Raw genomic sequence first — 19,301 nt, 5'->3', positions numbered from 1 at the left:
AAAGATCCACATCCCTGTGGATCTTTCAAAAAATCTATTCTACAAATCTGAAACCGTGAAGCGTTCACGGACATGCTTTGGTGTTTCGATTTCATCCAAAATACCAACCGCCATGTTTCCGGCAGTCACGTGTGACTTGCCATCTTCAGCCAAAATCAATTCATCCTTAGCCGTACGGTGCGCCGTAGCTGGCCCTGGAACGAAGTTTTGTTGTGGTGACACACCTGTCCAGAAAACATCTGGTGTCGCACGCAAAATTTCAAGTTCAAGGACACCATAACGAGGCTCGTCAATCCAAGTTTCATTGCCCGGCAAATCCTTCAAGAAGTCAAACAAACGTGTGCCGTTTGCTTGGACAAGTGATGCGGCCCCCAAGATGAAGATGATGCGCGTTTGCAAACGGCGGAACTCGTGCAACAAGTGTGTCAACGCATCCAAGTTCAAGTAAGCATCCTTGTGGTTGGCAAAGGCATTGACCACTACATCGAATTCTTCGAAAACATCGGCATGCATCTCAAACAAGTCACCTACCAAAATCGTCGCATCTGCACCTAGTTTTTCACGTGCCTTATCAGCGTCACGGACGATTGCTGTTACAGCATGCCCGCGCTTTGTTGCTTCTTCAAAAACTGCTTGACCGGCCATTCCGGTTGCCCCAATTACTGCAATTTTCATATTCATTACGCTCCCGTGCTTATTTTTTGTTAATTATATTGTACCAAAGCAAACTAATCATTTGCGCGGATTATTTGACGAACTTGATTACCAAGCACTTTTAACTTGGTACCGTCGGATTTCGTAATGATATAACTGCCATCATCTTGCTTAACGATGGTCTTCACCGTCTCGGCATCCTTCGCCACAGTTTGTGTGCCAGGCAGAATGTAAACATCACCATTCGTAATATCAATTTCAACTATGCGATTCGTTTCGCTGGTTGCTGATTTTTTAGACGCTTTCTTAGCTGACGTAGGCTCATTCTGTACAAATGCACTACGCGCTGCCCAAAAAACACCAAACAGCATTAAGAACAGCATGAAAATGGCTGCAATTCGCTTCACCCATTTGCCAACTGTATTTTTCTTCTTTTTTGCCATCATTTCTACCCCCACTGTTAGCTCTTAAGTAGAAGATACCATAAAAAGGGAGCAAACCTGTGTTACCAGGCTTGCTCCCCATATCGCACTATTTGCGTTACCTTCGTTTAATGGATTTAGTCTTCCTCATCCTTCTTACGACGCTTTGCTGCGAGCAACAAAAGCGTCGATGAGAACAAGAAGATTCCCAAAGCCATCAAACGCCAATCATCCTTATAACCCGTGTTTGGCAACGTGCCAATCCGGTTTGACTCAGTTGCATAAGGCAAGGCGTAAACCGTTGGTGTTTGCGCTTGAACCGCTGCCGGTTGGGCTGCGTATACCGTTTCTTCGGTTGTACCTGGCGTTACCGGCATTTGCGTTTCTGTCTTCGTCTCAGTCACCGTCTTAACAACTGGCGCCGGTGTTGGCGCTGAGTGGTTCGTTGGGTGCTGAACCGGTGGCACAACCACATTGCGCGCCTCAGCTTCAGTGACCGCTGCTTGCAAGGCCTTGATTGCAGCCTCGATATCAGCCGTCAAGTTACTTGAACTGTCCTTGGCTGCTGCTTCCAAGATAGCTTGCAAACGGTCCAAGGCCTTTTGTACGGCTGGATCACCAGCGACAGACGAATTCTTTGCAGATGCAATCGCCTTATCAGCTGATTGGTTTGCATCCGTTCGCTTTGCCTTTGCGTCACCAAGTGCCGTCTGCAATGCCTTTGTCGCTGACGCAATTTGCTCAGCTGATGCGTTTGGATCGTCCAGTATCTTCTTCAAAGCCGTAATCGCATTTGCGACTTCAGCTTCGTTTGAAACCGGTGCTGTCTTACCAAGCAAATCATTGGCTGCATTACGAGCTGCTTCAATGGCGTTGTTAGCCGTTGCAACGGCAGTCTCCAAAGCCTTTGTCGCTGCTTCGATATCGGCCGTCAATGCATCAGCGTTATCGCCAGCTGCTCGGTTCATGATATCTTGCAACTTCTTCATTGCTTCTTGAACCGCTGGTACTTGACCAGCTGCTGATTGCTTCACAATATCAATTAATGACTTTGCCGTGTCGTTGGCTTGCGTACGCGCAGCACCAACTGGTTGCAAAGCATCACGCAAGGCCGCTGTTGCGTTTTCAATGTCCGCTGTCGTCGACGTTGGATCATCCAACAACTTTTGCAAGGCATCCTTTGCCGTCGCAACCTTGGCTTCGTGTGAAACCGGTGCTGTCTTGCCCATCAACTCGTTGGCCGCATTACGTGCAGTTTCACGACTAGTGTTAGCTGTCGCAATTGCATCTTGCAATGCCTTCGTAGCTGCTTCAATGTCCTTGGTCAAGTTACCATCCTGGTCAGCGGCGGCTTGCTTTTGAATCTCATTCAAAGCATCCAATGCAGCTTGCACAGTTGGCTCCTTTGCCAAATCAGTTGGTACAGCGGCTGCGGCTGCATCCGCTGCTTCGTTGGCCGCGTCACGCAAAGGTTGAGCAGTAGCAACTGCATCGCGAAGTGCTTGTGTCGCATCAGCAATTGACTTCGTTGTCGACGTTGGATCATCCAGCAACTTCTGCAAGTTGCTAATTGCATCCGCTACGGCTGGTTCGTGTGAAACCGGTGCTGTCTTTGACAAGGCGTCTTGCGCATCATCACGTGCTGCTTGTTGATTATTAGCTGCGGTTGTTTGCGCCGTTTGCAACGCATCGATGGCTGCTTGGATATCCTTGGTCAAGGCAGAGTCTGAATCAGTTGCTGCCGTTGCCATAACATCCTTCAAATTATTAATGGCTGCTTGGACAGAAGGCTCAGCTGATTGATCTGACCCTTGGGCGTCCGCAATTGCTTGTGTACCAGCCGTATTGGCTGCATCACGATCCGTCTTATCCGCACCAATTGCAGCATTCAAATTCTTAGTGGCTGCTTGAATTTCAGCCGTCGTTGAATTTGGATCTGTCAGGATAGCTTCGATTGAACTAATCGCTTGTGCCGTACCCAATTCGTGTGAAACCGGGTTAGCCGAAGCAATCGCAACCGCAGCGTCCTTACGTGCTTGCTCTTGGGCTGCCTTAGCATCGGCAACCGCCTGCTTCAAAGCGTTACGAGCGGCATCGATGTCAGCCGTCAATGCATCACTGTCATCGTTGGCAGCTTGCTTCATCACATCTTGCAACTTCGCAATCGCATCTTGCACAGCTGGTTCATCAGCTTGTGGTGTGTTTGATGCATCCGTAATCGCGTTTTGTGCGTTGGTATTAGCTGTCGTACGCGTAACCTTGTCATCACTCGTCGCATTCATCAAATTCTGCGTGGCATTCTTGATGTCTTCCGTCGTTGCTGCCGGATCATCCAACACCTTGTTCAAAGCAGAGATGGCATCAGCCACCGCCTTTTCATTTGAAACCGGCGCTGTTCTAGCCAAGGCATCCGCCGCGTTATCACGCGCTTCAGCTTGTTCCTTAGCTGCTTGTACTACAGCCGTTTGCAAGGCATCCAAAGCTGCCGCGATATCGGCCGTCAACGCATCTGGTGTATCTGTGGCCGCTTCTTCTTGAATCTCGTTCAACGCAGCCAAGGCTGCTTGTACAGTTGGCTCGTTTTGCGTGCTTGATGCTTCAACCTTGCTTTCGTACTTGTCCGCCTCATCGTTAATCGCATCACGCTTGGCTTGTTCAGCTTGGTTAGCTTCCGTCAAAGCCTTCGTCGCCTTATCGATATCAGCCGTTGATGATGCCGGGTTGTCCAACCACTTCTGCAAAGCGTCGTGAGCCTTAAGCACTGTCGACTCATTTGAAACTGGCTTAGTAGCCTCGATAGCATCAGCAGCAGCGTCACGGGCGGCCGTTTGATTTTGCTTAGCTGTTTCTTGCGCAGCTGCCAAATCATCAATGGCCTTTTGGATATCGGCCGTCAACGCAGCTGGTGAATCGGCTGCCGCAACGGCTTGCGCATCTTGCAACTTCTTAATTGCTGCAATCACTTCTGGCTCAGTGGCTTGATCCGATGTCTTCGCTGCCGTTACCGCATCATCTGCTTGACGGTTCGTCTCATCACGACTCGCCTTATCGTTTGCCGTAGCCTCAGTCACTGCATTCGTGGCTTGCTTAATCTCTTCCGCCGTAGAATTTGTATCATTCAATACCTCTTGCAACTTCGAAATAGCATCCGCTGTCGCTGCTTCATTCGAAACTGGTGACGTGGCTTGCAGAGCAGCCTCCGCAGCTTGACGTGCATCAGCTTGGCTTTCGGCAGCTTGTGAAACGGCATCTTGCAAGTTCTTGATGGCTTGTTGAATATCAGCCGTCAAGGCATCTGGCGTATCAGTCTGCGCTTGATCAACTAAATCTTGCAATGCCTTTTCAGCTGCTTGAACAGCGGGTTCGTCCGCTTGATTAGAACCATTGGCAGCATTAATGGCTGCCTTAGCATCATCATCAGTGGCGGTACGTTGATTAATCGCCGTCTCAGTTGCCGAACGCAACGCCTCGGTTGCATCATTAATTTGATCAGCCGTTGAAGCTGGGTCGTCCAACAACTTTTGCAAGTCATCAATCTTACTCTGAACATCCGGTTCGTAGCTAACTGGTGATGTTTCGTTCAACGCCTTGGCTGCATCAGCCCGGGCTGCTTCTTGCGCACCACCAGCTGCTGCCACAGCATCCTTCAACGCTTGCGTCGCCTTCTCAATATCTTCCGTCAACGCACCAGCATCACCCGTCTTCGCCTTATCAATCAAATCTTGCAAATTCTTCGTTGCGTCGATAACTGATTGGTCATTAGCTTGATGTGAGCTACCGGCCGTTGCGATTTCATCTTGCGCGGCTTCATTTGCGGCGTCACGATCAGCCTTCGCTTGTTCAACGGCGTCATTGTAATCGTTTGTCGCCTTAACAATTTCGTCTGGCGTACTTTCTGGATTATTCAGAACATCTTCAAGCGCTTGCTTCTTATCGATGACAGACGCTTCATTTTGAACTGGTGTTGCATCTTGTGCAAGTGCCGTCTCACCTGCATCCTTAACGGCATCAATCACCGCTTGGCGTGCATCTTCAATGGCTTGCGTTGTACCAACATTGTTAGCTGCATCCTTTTGGGCAGCTTCCAAATCAGCAACCGCTTGCTTAACGGCGTCATCCTTTGAATCAGTTACCTGACTAACAGTTGTATTCGCATCGTTGTTCGCCTTATCACGTTCTGACTTTGCGTCCGCAACTGCATCTTGCAATGCTTGCTTAGCTTGGTCAATGGCTTCTGTTGTGGCATTTGGATCATTCAAAACATCGTTCAATGCTGACTGTGCATCTTGTACGCCTGGCTCCTGTGAAACCGGTGCCGTATCAACAGCCTTGGCTTCTGCACGAGCAACTGCGTTTTCAAGTGCATCAGTTGCGTCCTTAATGGCTTGCGTCGTACCTTGATCGTTGTCAGCATCAGTCATCGCCTTATCCAGCTTTGCCATCGCATCTGCAACCGCATCATCCGTTGCTACTGCTGTGGTATCAGGTGAATTCAACGCATCATCACCAGCCGTTTCGGCGTCTTCGCGATCACCTATTGCTTGGTTAATCGCATCTTGCAAAGCCTCTTCAGCCGCCGTTTGTTGGTCAGCCGTCGTATTAGGATCCTTGGCCAAATCATCCAAAGCCTTTTGTGCATCCTTAACAGCTTGCTCTTGTGAAACTGGTGCCGTATCAATGAGACTCAACGTCACCGTCTTGGTCGTCTTGTTACCAGTCGCATCAGTAACCGTAATCGTCACATCACGTGGCTTACCATCTTCAGCTACCAAAGCAGCAATTGTTTCATAGTCCGTCTTAATCGTGCTGTCACCGTGTTGTTGGTTATCAGTCGTACTGAAGCCAACATCAGCCAAGAAGGTTGCTTCATCAGCTGGCATACCGGCCTTTGAAGTCGTCAATGCGGTCTTGGTTGTCGTAACCGTTGGTGCCTGCACATCTCGGTAAACATATCGAACCTTTTGGTCCACTGCCGTGTCATCATCAAAGTTAACGTTATCAGCCGTATTATCAACTACCTTACTGTATCCGGCGATTTGTTCATCCTTCACCAAATCAGCATCTTGGTAATTAACTGTTTCGTTTGTCACACCATTCAATGTGTGACCGGTTACGCCCGTGTCTGATGTCAACGGACGACCAACTTCATCAAAGAACATAACGTCAACCGTTTGTGGCAACGGCGTGTATGTGACCACCGTTGCCTGTGAAGACTTGTCGTTATCTGCCGTTGCATCATAAACAACCGTGTAAGTTGCCGTCTGCTTGTCATCTGATAATGACCACGTCACGCCATCAGCTGCCGTAATATTCGAAATTTCGTAACCCGCCGGTGCTGTGATTGTACCTGATGTTTGTTGATCAGTCTTCCCATTCAACGTTTCATCAGCTTGTGGGAAGGCTGGCGTATTGGTTGCGCCATCCGCGTATTGTTGCGTAATCGTGGCCGTTTGGTCATCAGCAACATACGTAATCACAAACTTTTGAACGTCAGAAATCCTCACCAGAACCATTGTTAGTGTTATCGAAGTTTGACGTTGCAGCCAACGCTTCGACCATCGTGTCGTACTTTGAGCCATCAGGACCAGTTACCGTGTACGTGTATCCTGGCGTTGCCAAATCAGCATCCGTGTAACCAGTTGGGGCATTAATTTCATCCCCAGTTAGACCATCAACCACTTCACTCTTGGCACTTACTGACGTTGCCCCATCCGGGACGTTAATTTCAAATTGGGCTTGTTGCTTTGATTGGGTTAACGTAATATCGGTGTTTTGCGGTGCCGTATCGGTACCAGCATCTCCCGTGTTCGTTGAATCATCAAAGTTTCCATCCAATGAAACTGTCTTACCATCCGTCGCAATGTCAGCTGTAATACCTGAAGCTGTCGACACCGCGCCACTAACAACGTAGTAACCTGCCGGTGCCGTGTACGTGTAACCGTATGACTCAGCTGTCTTACCGTTTTGCGTATCAGTTACCGTCGTTGTGCCATCTGGCATATGTTGGGTAACCGTTGCCTTTTGGTTCGTTGGTGCCAATGTGATGACCAAATTTTGTGGCTTCTTATCAGTTGTTTCATTACCGTTGTCAGTATCGTCCATAATCAACGCGTACGTCACTGTATCGTGTTGTTCGTTAGCATATGTCACGCTATACGTGTCACCAGCGATTGCGACAATATAGTAACCAGAAGGCGCCTTAATCGTACCTTCACGGGTATCGCCAGTTACACCAGCAACCGCAATTGGATCAGGTGTCGTTGGTGAGCCAATTGCGCCTGAGTAGACAAAGCTAATTTGACCAGATTGACTAGCTGGTGCCAATTGCAACGTAAAGTCTTGCGCAGCACTATCTGAAGCACTGGCGTTATTCGTGTTGTCATACGTAAACGTAAAGGTTGCCGTACGGCCATCCGCCGCAACACTGGCACCAGATGGCTGACCAGATGCTTCGAAGTAGTATCCTTCCGGTGCCGTGTACGTTGATGTGTAAACACCACTCGTTACACCGGCTGCCGCGATTGATGACATTGGTGCACCGTCAAAGCTAATGTTGGCTGATTGATAATCAGCCTTGTAACTCACAATAAATGACTGCGCCGATGAATCTGATTGGGCATCCCCATTGCTAGTATTATCATAAGCCGCCTCAGCTGCAACCGCTGCAGACAAGTTTGCATACGCTTGCGATGTGCCATCAGGTCGTACAATCGACACATTGTATTGGTAACCATCAACGGCCAAATCGGTATCGGTTGTCGCATATGAGATTGGCGCCTTGGTTACACCGCTAGCCTTTTCAACCGCCGCTCCGGCTGAAATTGGTAAATCGCTACTTACGACTAATTGACTCTCTTGATATGAAGGCGTTGGGTTCAAGACAAACTTCTTAATACCCGTATCGACCGCATCAAAGCTATTGTTGGCTGCAACCGCTTCATCCAAGGTTGCATACACCTTCTTAGCGCCTGTTTCATCTGTCACCCAAGTGCCATCGGCGTTTTGTACCGTCACGTTATACGTGTAACCATGCGTCATTTCCATAGCATGCAACGATTCATCTGTCGTCTTCAATCCAAGCGCTGCACCGGTATCACCGGTCACTTCTTCAACTACACGACCTGAGTACTCATCACCAGTCTCACCAACGACAACTTCCGCCGTCTGTGTAATAGCTGAGTACTCAACTGTATACGTTTGCGGTGCAGCATCGGAATCCGTAGCGTTATTCGTGTTGTCATACAAGCCTGTCATACCTGTCAATGCTGAGGCCAACGTGTTATACGTGTTGCCATTTGGCGCCTTAACAATGTAACGATAACCATCAATATCCAATGCTGAATCGGTTGTCGCAAACGATACCTGACCACTCGTTACACCAGCAGCAGAATCAAGTGTGACACCGCTACTGATTTGCGTGGCCCCACCAATGACCAAGTTAGCTGATTGGTAATCAGCGATATATGACACTGTAAATACTTGTGGGGCTGCATCCGATGAACCTGTATTATTTGTGTTGTCATAAACAGTGTTAGCTGCCATAGCTGCTGACAAAGTGCTGTAAGTCGTCGCACCGTCAGAACCCATGTAGACCACATAGCGATAACCACTACGAGCCAACGTTGCATCGGTGTTTGAGAACGCGATTGCGCTACCGGTCAAACCAGATGCACTTTCAATCGTCTTTCCCTTTTGAATTGGTGAATTTGCAGCACCAACAATCGTTGCTGCTTGGCTCATTGGCGCATAACTAATCATGAAGTTTTGTGTCTCAGTATCTGAGTCATCCGCATTACTTGTGTTGTCGAACGTTGTATTTGCTGATTGCGCAGCAGCCAACGTTGCATACCACTCGCCATCTGGTCCCATAACACGGTAGGTGTATCCAGAAACCGCCAATGACGCATCAGCGATCGAGAATGGCATTGACGTTGCCGTACCACCAGAGATTGAGGCCAACCAGCTACCCGCGCTGACTGGTGAATTTGATGTCACGCCCAATGATGCGCGCTGCATGTCAGCCGTGTAGTTAACCGTAAACGTTTGTGGCTTACTGTCAGTCGATCCGGTGTTATCCGTGTTGTCATAGGCACTATTTGCTGCAATTGCTTGAGATAGCGTACTGTATGACGTGCCATCCGGACCACTAACCGTATAGTGATATCCCTGCGTGTACAAGTAACTATCCGTCACCGTACCAAACGCAATCGCACCACTCGTCGGACCAGCTGCTAAATCAATCACTGATCCAGCGCTGATTGGTGATTCCAAACCAACTGTAACCTTAGCTTGTTGTAAATCCGCCTTATATGACACGCGGAATACTTGCGCTGAGCCATCAGACGTTGCCGTACCGTTGTCAGTATCGTCAAATGTACCGTTGGCAGCCATTGCAGCCGTCAATGTTGCATAGCTTGAACCATTAGCCGCATAGACAACGTACGTGTATCCTTGCACTGCTAGTTGACTATCTGTCTTTGCGAATGAAACAGCACCCTTCGTCACACCAGCAGCTGAAGCCAATGATGAATTTGCGCTGATTGGTAAATCGGCATCCACAACCAATGCAGCTGATTGGTAAGCCGCCTTATATGACACTGTAAAGCTTTGGATAGCTAAATCGGTGCTACCTGTGTTCGTCGTATTATCAAAGATTGAGTTTGCAGCAACGGCTGATGACAATGTTGTGTACGTCTTGCCATCAGGTCCGGTGACCGTGTACGTGTATCCAGCAACCGCCAAACTTGCATCAGAAGTTGCAAAACTCAACGCCCCTGACGTCACGCCAGCAGCGGAATCAACCTTTGAGTTGGCCTTAATTGGTGACGTACCAGCCACATTTACCACGGCTGATTGACTAGCCGCCTTATAACTAACCGTGAACATATCAGGGTTAGCATCAGATGTGCCTGATGCCGTGTTGTTCGCGTTGTAGTACGAGTGCGCTGACAATGCTGATGACAACGTTGTGTACGCCGTTGTGTCGCTACCGTACTTAACAGTGTACGTGTAACCACTCTTGGCTAGTTGTGAGTCCAGTGTTGCGTATGACGAATCAGCTGTAAATGAGATAGCTGATCCTGTTGAACCATTAGCTGACAAGGCCGTTGAACCCGCACTAATTGGTGAATTTGCATCCACCACAACTGAAGCTGCCTGACTCATTGGTGCATACAAAACAACAAAACGTTGGGCCGCAGCATCGGTTGTACCTGTATTATCCGTGTTATCGAACGTGCTGTTGGCTGCCAAGGCTTGTGACAGCGTTGAATACCAAACCGTGTTGTTCACGTCATAACCGTATCCAACCGTGTATGTGTAACCAGACGTTGCCAAATCGGCATCTGTGACCCCGAATGACATCGTTTGGCTAGTAACACCCGTGATATTGGCAACTGAAGAACCCGCCTTAACTGGTGAATTCTGTTGGACACGAATATAAGCTGATTGGGCATCGGCTGTATATGACACACGGAACGTTTGTGCTGAAGAATCAGCTGATGCCGAACCGTTTTCCGTGTTGTCATATAAGCTGTTGGCCTTCAAAGCTGCTGTCAACGTTGCATACGAATCACCCTTTGGACCATATACAACATACGTGTAACCAGTCTTTGCAAGTTGTGAATCCGCCGTGCTAAATGCAAGTGAACCACTCGTTACACCTGATGCAGATTCAACTGCTGAGTTAGCTGAAATTGGTGATGCACTGTCGACCACCAAATTAGCTGCTTGATATTGTGGCTTATAAACGTATGTGATGACCGAATCCAAATCCGCATCGAACAAACCATCAGCATCCGAATTTGCGTCCGGTCCTACCAACGTGTAACCCGCAATTGTCATTGCCCCATCTGGAATCTTTGAGCCGACATAACCATTGGTTGATCGAGCCGTGCTAATCACCTTACCGGATTGATCAACGTAGTTATACGTGACCTTCGCCGTCATCGGTGCATAGACAACCTTGAAACGTTGCACTTGCGCGTCAGTCGTTGCATTGGCTGCGTTTGACGTGTTGTCATACTTGTTAGCCGCCACAGCCGATGTCAAAGTCGTGTATGAATTAATGACACTACCAGCTGCATTCAACGCATTAACGACATACGTGTAACCACTCTTAGCCAACTGTGAGTCAGTCGTCTTGAATGAAATAGCCGAACTAGCAGGCCCGTTAGTCGTTTCGTTAACAGCCGAATAGCTCAAAACTGAGTTACCTGAATTGTCGGCTAAATCCGTAAACAATGAGGCGTATTGATTTGTCTTATACGTCACCACGAAGGCTTGTGATGATGTATCTGAACTACCTGAATTTGATGTACTGTCATAACGTGGGTGCGCTGCCACGGCTGATGACAACGTTGTGTACGCCGTTGAGTCTGGCGCATCCGTACCCGTGTACTTAACCGTGTACGTGTAGCCCGCCTTAACCAAACTTGTATCGTTGGTTGCGAAGCTAATCGTGCCACCAGTTGTGCCACTTGCTGACGTAAGTGTTGAACCAGCTGAAATTGGACCGTTTGGATCATACTTAACCGCTGCTGCTTGGTAAGCGCCGACATAACTAACCGTGAATACCTGGGCTGATGAATCAGTCGTTCCAGAGTTGTTTGTGGCGTCATAAATTGAATTTGCAGCCACAGCTGATGACAATGTGGCATACGTTGAGCCATTTGGTCCCTTCACCACGTATGAATAACCGGCCGTCGTCAAATTAGCGTCGGTATATGGCAATGACAAAGTTGCGCTGGTTGCACCCAATGATGATGCCAAAACCGAGCCAGCCTTCACAGGTGAATTTGAATCAACAACCAAGCTCGTTGTTTGCGTAGCTGGTGTGTAATTAACCACAAAGCTTTGGTATGACGTATCTGATGACGCCAATTGGGAACCGTTTGCGTCCCTGTTGTTTGTACTGTCGAAAGAGTTCGCAGCGATTGCTGAATCCAACGTTGAATACGTCACGTTATCCGGTCCTGTTACGGTGTATGTGTAACCAGACTTAGGCAAGTTACTGTCCTTAGTCGCAAAGTTAATCGCATTGCCCGTTCGACCTCCAGCCGCATCCTTATAAGTTGATGTACCAGCTACATAAGAACCGTTGGCATATGAGAAATTTTGTGTGTACAAGTATGCGCCTTGGTAATCGGGCATATACTTAACCGTCCACGTTTGTGGTGTCGCGTCTGACTGCACACCGGCACTATTTGACGTACTATCCCAAACGTTAGTTCCCGCCGCATAAGCAGATGACATCGTTGAATAGTTGCTACCATTTGGATCAGTAACGTAGTAGCTGTACCCTGAACGAATCAATGAGTCATCCACAATACTTTGCGCAACCGACGCACTGCCTCCCAATGGATTATCTTGATCGACACTCCAGTATGATGTGATGACACTTGAATCACTCCACAAAGCTGGCGTATCTGTTTGAATGATTGACTCTTGGCGAGGCAATGCATTGTACTTAATCGTAATAACGTTACCCGTTGACGATTGTGACACCTTCACACTATTCGTTGCTGAGGCTACCTTATAACCACGAATTGTTGGTGCCCCGAATGTATAATCAGCCGTACTTGCATCGGATGAAAGGCCAGTAATACCAACGACTTCACCAACGGCCGTAACGAAGGACGTTGACGGCTTGATTGTATTACCGTTTGCATCAACATACTTAACCGTCGTTGTACCCGTAGATAGCACACCACTAACGCTATCGAACGAAGCATACTGATCGTTTTTGTTTTGTCCGTTGATGGCATTCAAACCAACCGTCAACGCCGTGGCCGGTGCTAGTGTCACTTTCGCAGCAGCCGTATCTACTGTCCAACTTGCTGACTCACTATTGCGGGTCGATGTTGTCTTCATTGTCGCTTTAATTGAAGGCCCACCATTTGGTCCACCGGTCGGGTTCCAAGTCAGCTCGTAGTAAATCGTACTATTCCAGTTCGACAAGTTATAGCCATCTGTATAGGTTGCAGAGTTGCTAACCCCACTGATTTTACCCTGCGTGGCCATTAACGTACCCGAACTATTAGTTGTTCGTAACGCACCAAACGGACCTTCAGCAGGGTCATTTTTATCCGAATTCTTGTGGAAATCAATACCCAACGCGTAGGCATTCTTCATGCCTTCGATACCAAGCCCTCCACCACCTTTAGCTGTAAAGTCATATGACGAGGCAATCTTATTCGGGTCAGTTGGCGTCAACACCAATCCAGTCCAGTCGGAATAATCACGTGTCAACCAGGTATCCGCATCTCGAACATTAGGGTGGAGATATCCCTTAACCGTAAACGGCTGCGTTGCATCAAATTGACGCGTCAAATATGCGTATCCAGCAGTACTAGCGCCATTGGCAACCAATTTTGTGTAATAGGCCCCAGCCGGGTCTTTATAAAGCGTACTTCCGTATGCACGGTCGGCGCTCCAAGTCGATCCATTGTAAGTTCCAAGACCGGTAACATCACTGTAGTTCCAAGCATTAGATCCATTCCAATTGACGCTACGACTCACCCCTGCTTGGGTGTCCGCATCAGTTACTTGATCAATTGTTAATGGTGAATTAATCGTTGCAGCAGATGCCGCTTCATCCGAAACATCCCTGGCCAAACGCGCTATTTGTGGCGCTGAGGAAACCACCCCCACTGAAAGGGCAGTCAGTCCTGCAGCCACCCAGAACTTACCGCTTTTATACATCTTCTTTCTTGTTTTTGTTTCACCCATAGTAAATACCCATTTAACTTTCCTAAAGTGAGTGATTGTTACAAATTTGTGACAATCTACATTTATAGTGCAAGTTTAACAAGTTAATTACGCTTTTGCTGGGTTAACGATTTGAACAAATTTTCACTAAATAGTTTCTTAAAAACCTGTTATATCAACATTGTTAGCGCTTTCTTATTTTTAGAAAGGGTTTGGTTCCATTTTGTATATTTATGATATAGAAAACTATTGAGGCACAAAAAAAGAGACCTCTCTCACTAAATGAGCGCAGGTCTCCTTCTGTTTAAGCGGACCACCACGTACCGCTTAAACTCCTTCACCGTATCATGTTAACAGGCACCACCCCGTTAACAATCCCCATACATCGAGGTGTCCAAGCCTCGATGCGTTTTCCTCCGATCACATGTGGGTCCTTCACCTCCCACATGCGACCATTACCGGACAGCAGGGCATCGCACCCTCCGTAAACGGCAGTCCTAGGACATCACTCCTCGACTAACTGCATCCCCGGCAACATTTCAATTATAGCATATCGCGACCGACTACTTCCGTCTTAACGGAGGTAGAAAATCGTGTCAGCACTCAAGCCTGTCTTGGTCATCACTTCAGGCAAAAGTGGCACCTTAATTTCAGTATCGGCCACAATTTCAGGCAATTGTTCAGCCGTTAAACCAGTCACGGCCAACGCTTGCACATCCCATGTCTTGTGGGCGACATTGTAGTAGCCAGTACGAGCCGCCAATGCTTCATCAACAATGTTCAAACCGAACAAACGGTATGTCACATATTCAAGCACACCCATGAAGTGCGCTGCATTATTATAAGCTTCAGGACGCTCATTCTTCATCCATAGCGTCAACACAAGTGGTTCAGTTGTCGTCATTGGTAAGCCCGTCTTGCGTTGCAATTGGCCACCGATACCGTTAATCATCAAAGCATCAACGTACTTGGCAGCACGGTTATCGCCACCTGACACAACATCAGTTAGCGGCGTAAAGTTTTCATCCAATGCCATCCAGCCATTCGCAATGCCAGTTGCAAAGCGGACTTCAACAATCTCATCATATTCACCTGGCAAATCAACACGCATTGCAGCTAGTGCATCAACCAAGGTGTTCACGATGTTATCTGCGGTCACTGGGTCAGTTGGAAATGCCATCCCCTCATATGGGAAGTGCATGACCTTTTGATTTTTATTTTCATCGATCAACGTTGCCACAATATCAATTGCAGCCATATCAATCATCACTGTATATTTCATCGGCCTACATCCTCTACGTTAATACCCAAAATTATACACCAAAACAAAAGCACCCGACAGTTTCCCGTCGGGTGCGCTCTCACAATCTCATCTCATGTAGCACAAGATGACAACACTCAAGAATCTCACAACTTAAGCATTGGAACCACGCATATAGTCATTAAAAATGGCTATTAGTTCCTGCCATGGGTCCTCCCCGGTGGCAGACGCAGCGCCAAAGGTCGATAGGGCGACCAACAGCGGCGATTAAACTTGTGGTTTATTTTTTATATTTTGTGGGCCGTCTAAGATAACGCCTGGCGCAACTTCAGTCAAAGACCGTTGCTCTATGCTCAGGTTTTATTACTTAGCAGCGTCCATTGCGTGTCCACCGAAGCCGTTACGCAAAGCTGAAACAACCTTACCAGTAAACGTGTCTTCTTGTAGTGAACGGTAACGCATCATCAATGACAATGCGATAACTGGTGCTGGAACTTCCAAGTCCAATGACTCTTCGATCGTCCACTTACCTTCACCAGATGAGTGCATACGACCTGAGATAGCTGACAACTTAGGGTCCTTAGCAAATTGCTCTTCGGCCAATTCCATCAACCATGAACGAACAACTGAACCGTGGTTCCACAACTTAGCAACGGCTTCGTAGTCGTAGTCGAATTGTGAAGCTTCCAAAACTTCGAAACCTTCGGCGATGGCTTGCATCATACCGTATTCGATTCCGTTGTGGACCATCTTCAAGTAGTGACCTGATCCCAAACGACCAGTGTATAGGTAACCGTCTTCCAAGGCGATTGACTTGAACAAAGGCTCCAAAACCTTCCATGCTTCAGCGTCGTCTCCACCGATCATGAAGTTTCCACCGTTACGTGCACCTGACATACCGCCTGAAGTACCAGCATCGAAGAACTTGATACCAGCAGCAGTCGTGCGCTTGTTTTGCTCCAAGTTATCCTTGTAGTTTGAGTTACCACCGTCGATGATGATGTCGCCTTCGTCCAACTTCTCGATCAAAGTATCGATAGTTGAGTTCGTAGGAACACCGGCTGGAACCATGACCCAAACAACCTTTGGTGATGGCAATTGTGCCAACATGTCATCCATATCAGTAGCTGGTGATACCAAATCTGAGTATGCGTCAGCTTCCTTAACAAAGTCTGCGTTCAAGTCAAAAGCAACAACTTCGTGACCGTTATCTGCAGCATTCTTTACCAAGTTCAAGCCCATCTTACCAAGGCCGATCATAGCGAACTTCATTTGAGTTACCTCTTTTTTTCTTGTGCTTTTTTTCTACATGATTATTATAATGCAAAAGTTTTTCACTTTGCAACCCTTTTGTTGTAAAATGTTTTCATATCCAAAATACGGTAAAATAGAAAAATAGACAGAACGTTGTTATGTCAACGTTTCCCGATTCTAAAAATAAAAGGAGTTTGACATGGCACAATCAGGTTTTGCACGTATTCGTTCGATGCGTGATCAATTATCTGGATCAGATGAAAAAATCGCTGGCTTTATCCTAGCCAACCCAGAAGAAATTCGTTCCTTAACAATCCAAGGACTTGCGAATGCGGTCGGACTTTCAACCGCTACGATTTCCCGTTTTGTTAAGCGTGTCGGCTTCGGTTCATTCCGTGAGTTTTCACTCAGCTTAGCCGTTGCCACGCAATCAGACGACACGTTCTTTGGTGAAATCGACGAAGAAGACGATACAACTGAAATTGTTCAAAAGGTATTCAGTGGTGCAACCAACGCCTTGGAAGGTACCTTATCAATGGTTAATAGTGACGACTGGGCAACGGCTACTAAGTGGTTGGTTGAAGCTCGTCGCGTTGGTCTATTCGGTATTGGTGGTTCATCAATCGTCGCCTTGAATGGTTATCACAAGTTGTTGCGTACGCCTTTGGATGTCGAACAACACCCTGACTACGACGTGCAACTGATGCAAGCTGTTCGCATGCGTGCTACTGACGTTGCCATCGTGGTATCACACTCAGGTCGTAACCACGATACGCTAACAATCGCACGTCAACTTAAGAACAACGGCGTAAAAATTATTGCCATTACTGCTTATAAGCAATCGGAATTAGCAAAGACAGCTAATTTAGTTTTGGCCAGTGCCGCCGAAGAAGTTAATATCCGAAGCGAATCAATGTCATCATTGATTGCTCAAATCACGATTATGGATAGCTTGTTCACCCTTGTCGGTGTGCAACTTGGTGATAAGACCCAACAAGTAGTTGATCACATCCGTACCGCCATTGAAGGTACGCGTGAATAGTAAAAATCGTCCAACACACATGTGCGTTGGACGATTTTTTTAATGTAATTGTTCAATTGTTAATGCCTGTAAGTCAGTCAACCAAGTCTTTGTTGCCTCATCAACATCATCAGGCATGATAAATGGCGTCGTTGAATACACTGTCGCAACATTGGCCCAATTAATGGCACCATCCTGCAAGAATGATTGCTTTGTGTCAGCAACCTGTTGTTCGGTCACAGCTGCCAAACGTTCCGGCATTGTGGCAAACATCATCAAAAACCAATTAATGGCTAATTGCTGGGAAATCTTTTCAGATACATCAGTCACATCATCAGTGACTATGATACGCTCATTCAACGGCACAGCAGGAACTTCTTTGTTCAAGAACTTTTGTGTACGTGGCCATTCCGTTGCCAACAAGGCATAGAATTGCCACGGCACCTGATTCGCAATTTGGCCAAGCGTCGTCACAAACAATTTGTCTAGTGACCACGTTGAGCCAGTTGCATTATCAAGCAAGGTCATCAATACGCGTTGCATCGTTTCCTTCATCAAAGGTGCCAAACGTGTATTTTGCGTTAAGTGATAACGAACAAGTAAAAACTCCCCCACCTTCTCGGGTGTGATTGCTTTTGCCTCTGTTGCCTTAGCTTGTTGCTTAAAGTTCTTCAAACGCTTTGCTGAACTAACGCCCGCAAATTGTCCCTGCTTCACCATGTTTTTTTACCACAAATCTTCCGTATAGTTTTGGTCTGGTGCACCCATGATACGCTCGCCACGTTGCAAAGCATCAATACGAGCCATATCAGTCGTCGTCAATTGGAAGTCCAAAGCCAAGTTTTGGGCCATACGCGCTGGGTTTCCTGACTTAGGAATCACAGCAACGTTGTGTTGAATTTGCCAACGCAAAATAACTTGCGCGATGCTGACACCGTAACGCTCAGCAATTCCTGCCAAAACAGGATCTTGCAAAACAGCACCACGGCCAAGTGGACTCCAGGCTTGGTGTTGAATACCCAACTCTTCCAAGTAGCCGTGTAGGACATGTTGGTTAAAGTATGGGTGCGTTTCAATTTGGTCAACTACTGGCATAACCGTTGCCTTCGTCAACAAACGATCCAAGTGATGGGCTTCAAAGTTTGAAACACCAATAGCACGTACGTAGCCTTCCTTGTATAGGTGCTCAAGGGCACGCCATGTTTCAAAGAATGGATCAAACTTTGGCCAGTGTACCAAGTACAAATCCAAGTGGTCCGTTTGCAAAGCAGCCGTTGTGTTCTTAAAGGCTTGCAACGTGTTCTCATAACCTTGTTCCTTTTGAGCAACCTTGCTCGTCAAGAAATAGTCATCACGCTTCAACCCAGAACCTACCAAAAAGTCCCCAAGTTCGCTTTGGTTGCCGTACATCGCTGCCGTATCAAACAAACGGTAACCAGCTTGCACAGCCGCATCCATCACTTCACCATATGATAGTGCATCATTGGCTGCATCCGTACCGAATCCAACCATTGGCATTTCAACGCCATTATTAAGTGTCACAAATTCCATTGTGTCGTCCCCAATTTCCATAAGAATGCTTACATTTTAGCACTCATTTATGACGTTTTTGCGAAACATCGCGACACCAGACAATTAATCTTAGAATTATCCTACTCATTAGTCAATGAAACAGGAAACGGGAGTCAGCAACTTGCCAACTCCCGTTTCCCTATGCTTTATTTCTTATTCGCTTTTACAAAAATCCATGACACCACTAACACAACGATAATGGCACCAATAATAGATGGTATCAATGCCATACCTGCTAGTGATGGACCCCAGCTACCCAGAATCATTTGGCCTAGCCATGATCCAACTAGTCCAGCAACAATGTTGGCAATCCATCCCATTGATGCGCCACGGCTTGTAATCGCTCCGGCAATGGCACCAATAATAGCTCCCACAATCAAAGTCCAAATTAAATGCATAATTAAATCCC

General features: G+C 47.3%; 10 protein-coding genes. 1 reads left to right on the top strand and 9 read right to left on the bottom strand.

What is annotated here, in order from left to right:
* Positions 1–39 precede the first annotated feature (39 nt).
* The 6 genes from OIT45_RS06145 to gnd all read right to left on the bottom strand — a co-directional run bounded on the left by OIT45_RS06145 (position 40) and on the right by gnd (position 16,317).
* Positions 40–675, bottom strand: a complete 636-nt coding sequence (locus OIT45_RS06145) for an NAD(P)-dependent oxidoreductase (RefSeq protein WP_199403944.1) — start codon at positions 673–675, stop codon at positions 40–42.
* 53 nt (positions 676–728) lie between these two features.
* A complete protein-coding gene (locus OIT45_RS06140; RefSeq protein ID WP_237667673.1) occupies positions 729–1,100 on the bottom strand; it encodes a hypothetical protein in 372 nt (123 codons plus the stop codon).
* 113 nt (positions 1,101–1,213) lie between these two features.
* The gene (locus OIT45_RS06135) at positions 1,214–6,589 is read right to left on the bottom strand and encodes a mucin-binding protein (protein ID WP_264339921.1); all 5,376 of its coding nucleotides are present in this window, start codon (positions 6,587–6,589) and stop codon (positions 1,214–1,216) included.
* Complete coding sequence (locus tag OIT45_RS06130) at positions 6,567–13,805, bottom strand: KxYKxGKxW signal peptide domain-containing protein (protein ID WP_264339920.1); 7,239 nt, start codon at positions 13,803–13,805, stop codon at positions 6,567–6,569. Before OIT45_RS06130 ends, OIT45_RS06135 begins: the two co-directional genes overlap by 23 nt.
* A gap of 553 nt (positions 13,806–14,358) precedes the next feature.
* Positions 14,359–15,066 carry an FGGY family carbohydrate kinase gene (locus tag OIT45_RS06125; protein WP_199403946.1) on the bottom strand — a complete coding sequence of 236 codons (708 nt, stop codon included), beginning with the start codon at positions 15,064–15,066 and terminating at the stop codon, positions 14,359–14,361.
* Positions 15,067–15,408: 342 nt separating this feature from the next.
* Complete coding sequence (gene gnd / locus OIT45_RS06120; protein ID WP_003608474.1) at positions 15,409–16,317, bottom strand: phosphogluconate dehydrogenase (NAD(+)-dependent, decarboxylating); 909 nt, start codon at positions 16,315–16,317, stop codon at positions 15,409–15,411.
* A 181-nt stretch (positions 16,318–16,498) separates the two neighbouring features.
* On the opposite strand from gnd, the gene OIT45_RS06115 reads away from it, so the two are divergent.
* Positions 16,499–17,341: a MurR/RpiR family transcriptional regulator gene (locus tag OIT45_RS06115; protein WP_199403947.1), complete on the top strand. Its 843-nt coding sequence runs from the start codon at positions 16,499–16,501 to the stop codon at positions 17,339–17,341.
* 39 nt (positions 17,342–17,380) lie between these two features.
* Here the strand turns inward: OIT45_RS06115 and OIT45_RS06110 are convergent, their stop codons facing one another.
* From OIT45_RS06110 to OIT45_RS06100, 3 genes are all read right to left on the bottom strand, one after another.
* Positions 17,381–18,040, bottom strand: a complete 660-nt coding sequence (locus OIT45_RS06110) for a hypothetical protein (RefSeq protein WP_199403948.1) — start codon at positions 18,038–18,040, stop codon at positions 17,381–17,383.
* A gap of 6 nt (positions 18,041–18,046) precedes the next feature.
* The gene (locus OIT45_RS06105; protein ID WP_199403949.1) at positions 18,047–18,871 is read right to left on the bottom strand and encodes an aldo/keto reductase; all 825 of its coding nucleotides are present in this window, start codon (positions 18,869–18,871) and stop codon (positions 18,047–18,049) included.
* A gap of 167 nt (positions 18,872–19,038) precedes the next feature.
* Entirely contained in the window at positions 19,039–19,290 is a 252-nt protein-coding gene (locus tag OIT45_RS06100; RefSeq protein WP_135798567.1) for a GlsB/YeaQ/YmgE family stress response membrane protein, read from the bottom strand.
* Positions 19,291–19,301 lie beyond the last annotated feature (11 nt).

Origin of the sequence: Weissella sp. LMG 11983, from assembly GCF_025908495.1 — a bacterium.
GTDB classification, from domain to species: Bacteria; Bacillota; Bacilli; order Lactobacillales; family Lactobacillaceae; genus Weissella; species Weissella fermenti.
The sequence above is the reverse complement of the archived record's forward strand: the minus strand, read 5'-3'. Positions and strand labels throughout refer to the sequence as shown.

Coding starts and splice junctions, on each gene's coding strand:
- OIT45_RS06110 (WP_199403948.1), bottom strand. CDS start 18,040: ATGGTGAAGCAGGGACAATTTGCGGGCGTTAGTTCAGCAAAGCGTTTG.
- OIT45_RS06145 (WP_199403944.1), bottom strand. CDS start 675: ATGAAAATTGCAGTAATTGGGGCAACCGGAATGGCCGGTCAAGCAGTT.
- OIT45_RS06115 (WP_199403947.1), top strand. CDS start 16,499: ATGGCACAATCAGGTTTTGCACGTATTCGTTCGATGCGTGATCAATTA.
- OIT45_RS06100 (WP_135798567.1), bottom strand. CDS start 19,290: ATGCATTTAATTTGGACTTTGATTGTGGGAGCTATTATTGGTGCCATT.
- gnd (WP_003608474.1), bottom strand. CDS start 16,317: ATGAAGTTCGCTATGATCGGCCTTGGTAAGATGGGCTTGAACTTGGTA.
- OIT45_RS06135 (WP_264339921.1), bottom strand. CDS start 6,589: ATGGTTCTGGTGAGGATTTCTGACGTTCAAAAGTTTGTGATTACGTAT.
- OIT45_RS06130 (WP_264339920.1), bottom strand. CDS start 13,805: ATGGGTGAAACAAAAACAAGAAAGAAGATGTATAAAAGCGGTAAGTTC.
- OIT45_RS06105 (WP_199403949.1), bottom strand. CDS start 18,871: ATGGAATTTGTGACACTTAATAATGGCGTTGAAATGCCAATGGTTGGA.
- OIT45_RS06125 (WP_199403946.1), bottom strand. CDS start 15,066: ATGAAATATACAGTGATGATTGATATGGCTGCAATTGATATTGTGGCA.
- OIT45_RS06140 (WP_237667673.1), bottom strand. CDS start 1,100: ATGATGGCAAAAAAGAAGAAAAATACAGTTGGCAAATGGGTGAAGCGA.